We start from the raw sequence: 12435 nt of genomic DNA, 5'->3' as shown, positions 1-12435 counted from the left end.
TTCCGTCTTACCGGCCCTAATACTGGATAACAAAAATACACGCATGCTAAAACACATCATTGCCTGCAGCTGCTTAATAAGCTGCATAAGCCACGCTTTTGCCCAAAAGAAGTACACATTGTCTTCTCCCGACAAAACCATTGTAATAAACCTATCCATCACCGACAGCATCACATATGCCGTCTCCCTCGACGGCAAAGAGCTTATGACGACTGCTCCCATCACCTTCCACACCACTGCCGATAAAAACGCCCAATGGAAAGTGAGCAAAGCGCAAATAACTGCTAAAGATGAAATTCTAAAACCTGTTGTACAACAAAAGTCAGCTGAACTCCACGACCACTACAACCAATTACACATTGACTTCTCTAATGGCCTCAGCCTCGAATGGCGGGCCTACAACAATGGCATTGCCTGGCACTGGATCGCCAACCATAAAACAGCGTATACGGTATTAAATGAGCAAGCCCTCTTTGGCATGGATGCTGATGGCCGTGCCTGGTACCCCCAGGAAGAAAGTTTCTTCAGCCACAATGAACGGCAGTATAAAAACTACCGCATTGACAGCATCGATGAAAAAAAGCTGGCCAGTCTGCCGGCGCTGTTTGACGTGAAAGGCGCCAAGTTGCTCATTACAGAAGCTGACTTGTTCAACTATGCCGGGCTTTGGCTGCGCGGCAAAGGCAATGGACAAGTACAGGGCGTATTCCCCCATTATCCCAAAGAGAAAAAGATTACCAGCGATAGGGATGAGCGCGTGAACAGTCGCGAAGATTTCATAGCCCGCATCAGCGGACCGCAAGCCTTTCCCTGGCGCATCGTCATGATCGCGCGCACGGATAAAGATATGCTCACCAACCAGTTGCCATATCAATTGGGCCGTCCTGCTACCGGCGATTACAGTTGGGTGAAGCCCGGCAAAGTGCAGTGGGACTGGTGGCATTACAACAACGTTTATGGCGTCAATTTCCGCGCCGGCATCAACAATGATACCTACAAATACTACATCGACTTTGCCGCCAAATACGGTATTGAATACGTGCTGCTCGATGAAGGCTGGTGCGACACCCGCGACCTGCTGAAGCAATCGCCCGGTATCAACGTAGAAGAGCTGGTGGCCTATGCCCGCGCCAGGAAAGTAGATATCTTACTGTGGACAAGCTGGCTGGTGCTCGATAAGCAGCTCGATACCATCCTGCCCCTTTTTCAGCAATGGGGCATCAAAGGCATTAAGGTTGATTTTATGCAGCGCGACGACCAGGACATGGTCAACTACTACGAGAAAGTATCCAAGGCAGCCGCAGCGCATCACCTGCTGGTGGATTTCCACGGCGCGTATAAACCAACAGGCTGGTTGCGCACCTACCCCAATGTCATGACTTCCGAAGGCGTGCTGGGCAATGAGATCAGCAAATTTGCCGGTTCTATTGATCCGGAGCATACGACCACCATTCCTTTTACGCGCATGGCGGCGGGGCCGATGGACTTCACGCCCGGTGGCATGCTCAATGCACAAAAAAATGCCTGGGCGGCGGTGCCGGGCGAGCCGCTTACGCTGGGTACCCGTTGCAACCAGTTGGCCATGTATGTCATCTATGAAAGTCCGCTCCAGATGTTGTGCGATATGCCTACGCATTACTACCGCGAGCCGGAGGCCATGGAATTCCTGCAGGCCGTGCCGGCGGTGTGGACCAATACCGTTCCGCTGCAGGCAAAGGTGGGCGATTATGTGGCCATTGCCCGCCAGGCAGCGAATGGCGATTGGTTTGTGGGCGCCATGACCGACTGGACCCCGCGCGAGCTGGAATTAGATTGTTCTTTCCTGCCCGAAGGCCAATACCGCATGCAGGTCTGGAAAGACGGCCCCAATGCCGACCGCAATGCCAAAGACTTTTCTCAGGAAACCATCACCGTCACCAACACCACCAAACTCACCATGCCCCTCACCAAAGGCGGCGGCTACGTAGCAAGGCTGACACGCTTATAGAATTGTCAGAGCATGTCACCCTGAGCTTGTCGAAGGGTTGTAAGGATTGCCGAAGCCGCTTTCATGAGCAATTTAGAAGCTTCAGTTTTAAGTTCGAATATAGCAAGTAAACCTGTGGGTGTATCAGGCTTCAGCCTGTATACACTCCAGGTTTTTTTAACAACGAGCTACAACCAATCAAGAACCCCGGCATAGCAAGATAAAAAGAAGGTTATAACAACGTATCTTTGTGCCGTTTATGAGAACCTACGAAGATTCATACCGCCACAAAGGCCTCCGCATGCAACTGGTAAAGATCCTAAAAGACAAAGGCATTACCGATGAGCGCGTGCTGTCCGCTATCCAACACATCCCCCGGCACTACTTCATGGATTCAGCGTTTGATAAGATCGCTTATGAAGACCGCGCTTTCCCCATTGCCGAAGGGCAAACCATTTCGCAACCGTATACCGTGGCTTACCAAACCCAGTTGCTGGAAGTGAAGCCGTATGAGAAAGTATTGGAAATAGGTACCGGCAGTGGTTACCAGGCCATTGTGCTGGGCGAAATGCAGGCGCAGGTCTATACCATTGAGCGGCAGAAAAAGCTCTTTGATGAGCACCGTAAGTTCGTGCTCCGCAGTAAATACCCCAACATCAAATACTTCTATGGCGATGGCTTTGAAGGGCTGCCCACCTTTGCGCCTTTCGATAAAGTCATCGTCACCGCTGCCGCGCCGTATATCCCTCCCAAGCTGGTACAGCAACTCAAGACCGGCGGCAAAATGGTTATTCCCGTAGGGGAAGGCCATGTACAACGCATGCTACGCCTCACCAAGCAGGCCGATGGCAGTGCTACCCAGGAGATCTTCGAGAACTTTTCTTTTGTGCCCATGCTGGAAGGCCGGAACAACTAACACTTCCTTTGTGGTATGGAAAAACTACCTTCCCTGCGCACCATCACGGCTGGTTTGCAAATAGATTTTTAAATTTTAATCTTTCCCAAACCGGGACAAATAGCCGGGTTAATCGTTTTATACTATGTGATGCTCATCTGCGCAGAATGCTGGCCGTTGGGTAACAATAGCTTTAACTAGTATAATATGGAAAGCACTCCTGATTATGAAGGCGCTCCTGCGCCCAATACTGAAACATGGTGGATGGAATTATACGGAGAATGTCTTTCTGCATTGATCTTCATTTGTCTGAAAAAGACCCGTCATGAAGTAAACGCCGAAGCAATTGCTTCTGAAAGCTTTGCGCGTTTGTTAGAAACAGTACGGAAGGAACCGGGAAAGCTGCGGGATAAACTCTCGATGAAAAAATTCCTATACCGCATTGCCATCAACGCCTGCACAGATCATTGGAGAAAATCAAAAAATAATGGGGGCAATCCGGTAGACGCTTCAGAGCACGATGTCGTGGATGAGGAGGAATTGGTAATGCTATTGGAACAACGGGATGCGCTCTTACACGTAAAGGCGCTGATCCTGGAGCTGCCTTCTAAATTACAGCAGATCATCCGGTTGCATTACATAGAAGGAAAAAGTGTAGAGGAGATAGCCGAATACCTGGGCCGGCCTGTCGACAGTGTCCGGGTTGATAAAACCCGCGGACTCAATAAGCTACGCGAACTGGTAAAAGGTAAAGAACAAACCATATCGCCCGGCGCCGCCTTATTGATATTGTTTTGGATAAGCACAAATGCCTGATCAAAAAAAAATTTTGTTATGATGCTAATGAAATCCTGCTGTTTACGTAGTAATAGGAAAGGCATTTGCCTGCAGACCAAAAACCTTATACAATGAAAAATCATCAATACAGCTTGTTGCGCATTTATCTAAAGCGCAAAGAAGACAAAAAGCTCACGGCGGGAGAACAGCGGATGTGGGAGCAATGGCGCACCTTACACCCCCTGCAGCAGGAAGCTTCGTTTGATGAGCTCAGTTTGTGTCAGTTAACATGGTCCGAGCGGCAGGTGCTTCCCTGGGAGCAATTCAAACAAAAATACAATATTGACTTACCGTTACCCATTGCCTTTCCCGATGATGAGAAGCAATCAGCTACTGTTCAGAGCATGCGTCGGTGGCCAACTTATCGCTTTCTGACAGTAGCTGCTTCTCTTATTGGTGTAATACTGGCCGGGTTAGGATGGTTGCTGTCGCAAAACAAAGGCTTTGAAGAAACATCCACACCAACAGCAGCAGCTACAGTCATTTCACCCGGTAGCAGGAAAGCGACGCTATCCCTTGTCGATGGGCAGAACAGGTTAGGGGTGCCTGCCGGAGGGGAATACAGTATAGAACTGCCAGATGGCACCAACGTCTGGTTAAATGCAGCTACAGCTATCCGGTATCCGGTAGCTTTTGGCAATGGGGAAAGGATCGTTGAACTCGAAGAAGGCGAGGCCTACTTTGAAGTAGCCAAAAAGTCACCAGCCCAGCCGTTCATCGTACGCGTCAAAGGACAAACGATACAAGTATTGGGTACGCAGTTCAATGTAAATGCCTATAAGGAAGAGCCCGCTGTCACCACTACCCTGGTGGAAGGTTCGGTCAGCCTCACCAATGGCGCACGGCAAAAACTGTTAAAGCCGGGGCAGCAGGCAGTGATCAATGCAAAAAGTATTACCATACAACCGGTAATAAGTATAGAAGAAGCTACAGCCTGGAAACACAAACACTTCACTTTCCACAATACAAGGCTTTCTGTGATCATGATGCAGGTGAAAAGGTGGTACGATGTGGAAGAGGTGGTATACATAGACCCATTGAACGATGAGCAATTTGTGATTGACGAATTCCCGCGCAGTGCTCCGCTAACGAGCCTGCTGGAGAACCTGGAAGCATCCAGGCTGGTGCATTTTGAAGTGAAGGGCAGGAAGATCTATGTCAGTAAACAGTAGACAATTTTCATCCTATAGGGAAACTCCTGAAACTGGTTAAGGCTCACACCGTTAACGGGCCATTTGGCCTTCGTTTATCCCGCCAGTTTCATAACGGTGGTTGTTTTCCCCCATTAAACGTTTCATATTCGCTGCCGCGCTGTCATCGTGGCCTTTAAACCTTATGTTGGTGTGCATCGCACAGGGAGGCACACACTGCGTCCTGTTTTATCCTTTTTACTGTACGCAAATATACCTAGTGGTACAGGCGGCTAAGTATGCCTGGCCTGTACTTCCATCACATTCAACCTTAAACCGTGAATGATGAAAGAAAATGCACGTAAGGGATTATTCCTGACCTTGCTCTTATGCATGGTTATGGTAAGGGAGTCAGTAGCACAGAAGGATAAAGTGATCACGCAGAAGGATACGGCGATCAGGCTTTCGCCCGATCTACGAAACGTGTCTGTTGATTCCTTCTTTATCTACATTAAAAAGCATTCCGGCTTCAAGCTCATTTACGGCACAGCATTTACCAGTAATCCGAAGCCCATTACTTACCAGCGCAAAAATATTGAGCTGTACAGGATATTGGATACGGTGTTGGGCCGGATGGGGCTAGGCTATACCTTCGACAAGAAAGAAGGATTTATCCGGCTGTATAAAGACGAACAACGGGTGAACCAGTTCAACACGGCCGATACCCTGCAGGGAAAAGTGACCGATGATAAGGGAGAACCGCTGGGCGGCATTTCCGTGCTCAACAGGGAAAAGGGAATATATGTCTTAACCTCTCACGAAGGCATCTTTGAATTACCATGGCCCGCAGGCAGCGGGCATATTGATCTTTCCCACAAACAGTACGAAAAGAAGTCCATCAGGGTCACAGATCCCGCTGCCTTCCCGCGGATAACACTAAAACCATCTTTCGGAATGATGGATGAAGTAGTGGTCATGGCCTACCACAACATTGCGCAGCGCAACAATACGGCCTCGGTATCCCGGGTACCGGGGAAAGACCTGCAGCGGGGAGGCATCAATTCCATCAAAGAACTATCAGGCAGGGTGCCGGGATTAATGATCACAGAGGCCAGTGGTGCGCCAGGCGCTGCTGTACGGGTGCAGATCAGGGGCCGGCAAAGCATTGGCACCATCCCCGGCATAGATAACCAGCCGCTGAACGATCCCTTATTATTACTCAATAAAATACCCCTCATCACGGGCAACAGGCCGGTTACGGTATTGCCTTCCATCGCAGGCAATCCACAGGCAGGCGGCACGGCTGCAGGAGGCATCAGCGCACAGGGGGCTATTAACCCGAAAAACATTGAAAGTGTGGAGGTGTTAAAAGATGCCGATGCAACAGCCATCTATGGCTCACGGGGAGCCCATGGAGCCATCCTCTTCACTACCCGGCAGGGGAAAATAGGCAAGCCTTCCTTCAACTTCGACATCGAAAAAGGGGCAGTGGTCAGCACGCTGGTGCCCCGGCTGCTCAACAACCGGCAATATACAGCCATGCGGAAAGAAGCCATTGCCGCAGCCGGGGTACAACCCACGCCCGCCAATGCGCCCGACCTGCATTTACTCGATACCAACGACTACCAGAATATCCCGGAACTGTTGGTGGGTGGTACGGGCCACCTCATCAACATCAACGGCTCCATGAGTGGGGGTGATACCCTGCTGCGGTATTATGGCAGTACTAACTTCTACCGGGAAACCAGCATCATGCCGGCCGGTCTGTATCAGCAACGCTTTGCTGCTTATGGCAATCTGCAATACCGGTCGCCCAACCGCCGCTTGCAGGCAGGCCTGTCCCTGCACTATAGCAATCTCTATTACAAAACCATCGGGGCCGATCCGATGTACAGCGCAGAGTTGGTGCCCTTGTTGCCACGTTTAAGGGATGAAGCGGGCAAACTGGTATGGGTGAAGAACGGTTTCTCTTTTGTAAATCCCCTGGGGCAGTTCAGCAATATCAATCATACCCGCATCAACGTATTTACGGCCAGTCTTCAGGTAGAGTATCGCTTGTGGAAAAACTTTCTTTTCCGCACCACGCTCGGCTACCAGTGGCTACCCGTAAAGGAAGATTTGAAATTGCCCATTGAAGGCCGTGACCCATTGGAAAACCCCAAAGGGGAAGCATTCACGGGCAGCAACCAGTTCAAAGGATGGATTGCAGAACCCCAATTGGCGTATTCCCATACCAGTGATCACATGACCGTAGGTGGTCTCCTCGGCGTTACCTTCCAGGAAGAACGGAATGAGTGGAATAGCTTCTGGGGAACAGGGTATGAGAGCGATGCGGAGCTGGGTCAGCCGGGGGCTGCTTCCGGCATAACAGTCAATCAATACGCGGCTGTTTACCGGTACCATGGCGTCTATGGCAGGTTCAACATGGATTGGCGCAACCGGTACTTCCTCAATGCCACGGGCAGGCTCGATGCCTCTTCCCGCTTTGGGTCCGAACGTAACATGGCTTTCTTTGGCGCCCTCGGCGCAGCCTGGATATTTTCAGAAGAGCTGGCCATCAAACGGGCCATCCCGCTCCTCACGCATGGAAAACTAAGGGCCAGCTATGGCGCAGCCGGCAATGATCATATACAGGATTATGGCTACCTGGAAACCTGGAAACGCCCCGACGACCTCCTGTCTTATGATGGCACCTCGGTGCTTTACCCCAACCAACAGGCCAATCCCAGGCTGGGCTGGGAAAAGAACCGGAAGAAGGAGATCGCCCTGGAGTTGGAATTCGGGGAAAGGATCTTTTTGAATGCTGCCTGGTACCACAATATTACGTCCGATCAGCTCATCTCCGTTAAAACGCCCGGTCAGGTTGGCCCTGTGGGTTCCATCATCATCAATTCGCCGGCCCGGGTATTAAACACCGGTTGGGAATTGACGGTAAGGTCCACCTGGCAATGGAACAAGAAATACAGCTTTACCAGCACCTTCCTGCTTACCTTGCCGCGCAACCGCCTGATCGACTTTCCCGGCATTGAAAATACAGCCTACCATACTACGTTGGTGGTGGGACAACCTTTGAGTGTGCAACAGGGGTATCCCTTCCTGGGGGTTGACCCCGATTCCGGATTGTTTATAGTACCGGCCACCACCCCAAAGAAGGACATCATCGGCCACCGGGAGCCTATCGGCTATGCCAGTTGGTTCAATGAATGCAGGCTCGGGCAGTTTCGCATCGCCGTTTTCCTGGAAGCCAGGCAACAGCAGGCCGTGAATCCATTGTATTACGTATATGCCGAAATATTACCAGGCCGTTGGGCGCCGGCCACCCAGCTCACCAACCAGCCGGTAGCGGTATGGCAGCGTTGGCAACAGCCGGGCGACAAGTCGCCTTTGCAGCGATGGACAGTAGCGAATACTGCGGCTGTGAAACAGGCCACGCAATATTACCGGGAATCGGAGGAGGTCATGGCCGATGCTTCTTTCGGGCGCCTCCGGTCGGTTTACCTGTCCTGGGATCTTCCTGCGGGTTGGGTGAAGCAGGTGAAATTTTCCGAAGCGCGTATTTACCTACAGGGCCGCAATCTATGGACGCTCACCAGCTACCGTGGTGGCGATCCCTCCCTGCAGTTTCCCTTCAATTTACCTTCCCTGCGTGCCATTACCGCAGGGGTACAGGTCAGTTTTTAACCCGTTCAATGTAGTTGTATGAAACATAAAACCTTCCTTTTTATCCCGGTCATAAGCCTGTTGGTGACGATAACAGGCTGCAAAAAATTTGTGGAAGTCAAAGATCCCGATTTCGTGGTCGTGCGTTCCCGGGTCTTTAACAGCGATGAAGCGGCCATGGCAGCAAGGGCGGGTATGTATGCGTCCATGGCGCAGGGCGTGAGCATCACCAATGGGCAGGGTACCAAGCTAACGGCTTTGTATGCCGATGAGCTGTGGCCAACGACTAAAGCTACGGTCATCGATCTTCCTTTCTACAACCATGCCATACTGCCATCCAGCATGGTGATAGACAACCTATGGTCCCGTTCCTATACCACCTTGTACCTGGCCAACGCCATCCTGGAAGGGCTGTCGGGTGCTACGGCTGTTTCCGATTCATTGAGGCGGGAAATGATGGGAGAGGCGAGGTGTGTGCGGGCAATGAGTTATAGCTGCCTCATCAACCTATTTGGCGATGTCCCCCTGGTGCTTGCCACTGATTACCATACCACCAGTTGGCTGCCACGCAGCCCGGTGCCGGTTGTTTATCAACAGATCCTGGCCGACCTGCAGGCAGCTATCCCTTTGCTGCCATTGGTCCGTCTCCGGCCGGATACCACCACGCCCGGCAATGTCCGCATTACCCGGTGGGCCGCCAAAGCCATGCTGGCAAGAGTCTTACTATACCAGGGCGATTGGGCGGCTGCCAAAGCAATCGCGGGGGAGATCATTGAAGCCGGACCGTTCAGCTTAAATGCCAACCTGGCCACCACATTCTTGATCCATAGTCCGGAAACCATCTTCCAATTGCAGCCGGTCGTGGAGGGCGTGAACAGTGCCGAAGGGGCTTTATTCCTGCCCAATACCGGCATGCCGCCGTATGTCGCCACCAAAACCTTCCTGGATAGCCTGGAGCCCGGCGATGGCAGGAAAAGCGCCTGGATGGGTGCTTATACCGAGGGCAGTGATACCCTCTTGTATCCTTACAAATACAAAGTGAAGTCGGGCACGCCCGTCAAAGAATACAGTGTGGTGTTGCGCCTGGCCGAGCTATACCTCATCCGTGCCGAAGCAAGCGCCCGCCTGGACCTGCTGCAAGGGCCGGATGGCGCCCTGAGCGATCTGAACAAGGTCCGCGCCCGGGCGCAATTGGCCCCTTTGCCCACAGGATGGAATGGGCAGCAGGTCATGGCCGCCATCGAACAGGAGCGGCGGGTGGAGTTCTTTGCCGAATGGTCACACCGGTTCATAGATCTAAAGAGGTGGCCGGGTGTACAAAACCCGGCCACTTCCCGGTGGCAGGAGGTCATGAAAGGATATAAGCCCACACAGGGTTCCTTCCTGGAACTTTGGCCTATTCCTGCCAGTCAGCTCAAACTTAACGGCGGGTTGATCCAGAACCCTGGCTATTCGTAAGCGCATAGGGCAGGTCAGTCCAAATAATGGCCGCGGGGTAATAATAAAAATACCCGTATTCATACTCTCTCAATCCCGAAGAATGAGAGCTCTGGAATACATTACCCGGGTAAATATCCCGCAGGCGCTCCATTTCGGTGTTAACGTAGGAAACGGCGCCGACAGGATCATTCATGTCTACGTCATAATACCAGGTGTACGGGAAAAAGGCCGAAGAAGTGTTGTTGGCCGCTTGGTGCCGGGCGGTGGAGGGATTACCCAGGCACAAAAAAATAACCAGGGTGATTGTCACCAGTTGCATCACTCGTTTCATAATAATAGAGGTTTTACAGTGTGAATAAATAAGCTCCTTATGGGATCTTATTCATCATTGCTTTTCCCTCCATCATCGCGTTGAATACAAGGTACACCTTATTGTTTATTCAGCCGGGGTTTGCCGGGCGGGAATGGGTTGACTATTATCAAAAATTTGCCAATGTTATCCAGTCGGTAATTTGCTTGACCGAAATCAAAAAAAGTACGGTTTGTAACGAAACCAGGAGCGCAACACCACTTTTCTACATGCCAGCAGGGTATTCCTTTCGTTTAGGATACTAACTTTGCTGTCAGAATCCCGCAATGATTGTCGCAGGCTGCAAAAGTTCAGCAGTCATCCTCCCTTTTTTTAACTTACTCACTACCCGGTGTATTGTATGCCTGATTAGCAGCGTATCTATTTTTTATTCATTTAAACAAATGCTTTTTATGAAAAAGAATCGTATCGCAGCCATTGCGGTCTGCATTGCCTTACTGTTAGCAATCAACGTATCATCCAGGCAGCATCCATCAGCCCCTCCTCCTCCTTCCAAAGAATTCACCGATTATACCTGGTACAAGGATGAAGAGCTGACAGATCCTACCGGCACCACTTCTGCTATTTACATTGAAATTGACAGGCTCGAAGCGCTCTTTCCGGGCTACACCTTTGCTTCTGTCCATAGTAGTGGACTTTATCCTTACGAGTGGGGTGACCACTTCTTCTATCCTACAACGATCATTTGGTCCGACAGGTGATCCTGTCCTACAGTATCAATAACCCGGGTTTTGCGTAAGAAATTTGGATTTTAGCAATTCATCCCCCGGTATCGGGAAATGTATCTTGTAAGAAGCCCAATGCTGGGGGTTGATTTCTTCCATCACATCGTCTGCCCGTCTTTTATGGGGTGCGTTGGCATCATGGCTTTCCCACCGGCGTAGGTCCAGCCAGCGATGGCCCGATTCTGTAAAATACTCCCGCCGGTTTTCAGCTTCTATCGCATCCTTTAAGGGTGCACCAGTCAGGGAGGAGGACAGCAGCGTAGCATTTGCCCTGGCCCGGATCGTGTTTAAGTCTTGAACGGCCTCCGTGGGATGGCCCAATGCCGCTCTTGCTTCAGCCCTGATCAAATACAGGTCGGCCAGCCTGAATAATACATTGTATTCTGTAATAGCCGCCGCTTCGTACACCTTATACTTATAGGGTATTTTATATTTTTTACCACTCATAGTAGCAGTGGTGATCCACTTAACCGCACGTTGGTCAGCAGCTTCAAAACTGTTCCATAAAGCCGGAGTAATTTCAAAAGCGGCTTTGTTGGTAGTGGGGTTTAATCCAAACAACTTTCCCTCCACGGTATTATAATTGTTAATGGTAGGGTGTAAGGCAAAGATCGTCTCGGGACTGTCTTTCAGAAATACCTTATTGAGATCGGGTTCGAGGGTATATTGCCCGCAGCCGATCACCCACGTACTCTGCGTATCTGCATGCGCGTAATCTTTCCTATATAAATAAACCCTTGCCAACAGGGCCGCCGCAGTTCCCTTGTTCACACGTGTCCTGGGTGCAAACAGGAGGCGATTGGCAGGATATTCATTGGATAACAAAGCCTGGGCGTCCTGAAGGTCTTCCACCAGTTGCGCATAAATGGCCGCAGGCGCTGCCCGGGGTAAATGTTTGGTCACCTGTGGATCGGTGACCAGCACAAGAGGAATGCTGTCAAAGAGATTTACCAGGTAGAAATACACCAACGACCGGATAAACTTCGTTTCGCCCTGCAACTGGTTTTTGGTCTCAGGGGTGATCTTTTCACTGTGTTGAAGGGAAGTCAGAATGGCGTTGCAATGAAAAATATAACTATAGCCCGAATTCCAGAATTCCGCTACCTGTTCATTATCGGCCGAAAGTAAATGGTTATAAAATAAACTATCGCTGGCTAATTTGCTGATCCTTTTCAGGTCATCGCCATACAAACTCAGGTACCGCGACAAATTGCCATTGAACATCGATATGCTGGTCATGAAACGGTTTTCCAAACCTACCACAGCCGATACAGCCGTTTGGTCATCTGCATAAAGCATACTCGCATCCACTTCCGTGATGGGCTGCATATCAATAATCTTACGGCAACCCAGGAAGGGAAGCATCAACAATAGCAAAACAATAAATCGTAGGACAATCCTATTTTGCATAA

The 12435-nt window shown here is 50.6% G+C and carries 9 protein-coding genes; 7 read left to right on the top strand and 2 right to left on the bottom strand.

Going from position 1 to position 12435, the window contains the following annotated elements; translation table 11 throughout:
* The first annotated feature begins 43 nt into the window (after nt 1-43).
* The 6 genes from HB364_RS22060 to HB364_RS22035 all read left to right on the top strand — a co-directional run bounded on the left by HB364_RS22060 (nt 44) and on the right by HB364_RS22035 (nt 9946).
* Nucleotides 44-1987 (top strand): glycoside hydrolase family 97 protein, encoded by a 1944-nt coding sequence (locus HB364_RS22060; RefSeq protein ID WP_167290507.1) that lies wholly within the window; start codon nt 44-46, stop codon nt 1985-1987.
* Nucleotides 1988-2225: 238 nt separating this feature from the next.
* A complete protein-coding gene (locus HB364_RS22055) occupies nt 2226-2882 on the top strand; it encodes a protein-L-isoaspartate(D-aspartate) O-methyltransferase (RefSeq protein ID WP_167290506.1) in 657 nt (218 codons plus the stop codon).
* A 186-nt stretch (nt 2883-3068) separates the two neighbouring features.
* Entirely contained in the window at nt 3069-3677 is a 609-nt protein-coding gene (locus tag HB364_RS22050; RefSeq protein WP_167290505.1) for an RNA polymerase sigma factor, read from the top strand.
* Between the two features lie 92 nt (nt 3678-3769).
* A complete protein-coding gene (locus tag HB364_RS22045; RefSeq protein WP_167290504.1) occupies nt 3770-4870 on the top strand; it encodes a FecR family protein in 1101 nt (366 codons plus the stop codon).
* Nucleotides 4871-5173: 303 nt separating this feature from the next.
* On the top strand, nt 5174-8509 hold the full coding sequence (locus HB364_RS22040) for a SusC/RagA family TonB-linked outer membrane protein (protein ID WP_167290503.1): 3336 nt from the start codon (nt 5174-5176) through the stop codon (nt 8507-8509).
* A gap of 18 nt (nt 8510-8527) precedes the next feature.
* Nucleotides 8528-9946 (top strand): RagB/SusD family nutrient uptake outer membrane protein, encoded by a 1419-nt coding sequence (locus HB364_RS22035; RefSeq protein ID WP_167290502.1) that lies wholly within the window; start codon nt 8528-8530, stop codon nt 9944-9946.
* Here HB364_RS22035 and HB364_RS22030 read toward each other — a convergent pair.
* Nucleotides 9909-10259 (bottom strand): hypothetical protein, encoded by a 351-nt coding sequence (locus HB364_RS22030; protein ID WP_167290501.1) that lies wholly within the window; start codon nt 10257-10259, stop codon nt 9909-9911. The genes HB364_RS22035 and HB364_RS22030 overlap by 38 nt on opposite strands.
* Nucleotides 10260-10690: 431 nt before the next feature.
* Between HB364_RS22030 and HB364_RS22025 the strand changes: the two genes are divergently transcribed.
* Entirely contained in the window at nt 10691-10999 is a 309-nt protein-coding gene (locus HB364_RS22025) for a hypothetical protein (RefSeq protein ID WP_167290500.1), read from the top strand.
* Between the two features lie 15 nt (nt 11000-11014).
* On the opposite strand, the gene HB364_RS22020 is transcribed toward HB364_RS22025, so the two are convergent.
* Nucleotides 11015-12433 (bottom strand): RagB/SusD family nutrient uptake outer membrane protein, encoded by a 1419-nt coding sequence (locus HB364_RS22020; RefSeq protein ID WP_167290499.1) that lies wholly within the window; start codon nt 12431-12433, stop codon nt 11015-11017.
* Nucleotides 12434-12435: the final 2 nt, after the last annotated feature.

The sequence above is a fragment of the Paraflavitalea devenefica genome (genome assembly GCF_011759375.1).
Lineage (GTDB): Bacteria > Bacteroidota > Bacteroidia > Chitinophagales > Chitinophagaceae > Paraflavitalea > Paraflavitalea devenefica.
Note: the sequence above shows the minus strand (reverse complement) of the source record. Positions and strands in the feature narration are given on the sequence as shown.

Coding starts and splice junctions, on each gene's coding strand:
- HB364_RS22050 (WP_167290505.1), top strand. CDS start 3,069: ATGGAAAGCACTCCTGATTATGAAGGCGCTCCTGCGCCCAATACTGAA.
- HB364_RS22020 (WP_167290499.1), bottom strand. CDS start 12,433: ATGCAAAATAGGATTGTCCTACGATTTATTGTTTTGCTATTGTTGATG.
- HB364_RS22035 (WP_167290502.1), top strand. CDS start 8,528: ATGAAACATAAAACCTTCCTTTTTATCCCGGTCATAAGCCTGTTGGTG.
- HB364_RS22055 (WP_167290506.1), top strand. CDS start 2,226: ATGAGAACCTACGAAGATTCATACCGCCACAAAGGCCTCCGCATGCAA.
- HB364_RS22040 (WP_167290503.1), top strand. CDS start 5,174: ATGAAAGAAAATGCACGTAAGGGATTATTCCTGACCTTGCTCTTATGC.
- HB364_RS22060 (WP_167290507.1), top strand. CDS start 44: ATGCTAAAACACATCATTGCCTGCAGCTGCTTAATAAGCTGCATAAGC.
- HB364_RS22030 (WP_167290501.1), bottom strand. CDS start 10,259: ATGAAACGAGTGATGCAACTGGTGACAATCACCCTGGTTATTTTTTTG.
- HB364_RS22045 (WP_167290504.1), top strand. CDS start 3,770: ATGAAAAATCATCAATACAGCTTGTTGCGCATTTATCTAAAGCGCAAA.
- HB364_RS22025 (WP_167290500.1), top strand. CDS start 10,691: ATGAAAAAGAATCGTATCGCAGCCATTGCGGTCTGCATTGCCTTACTG.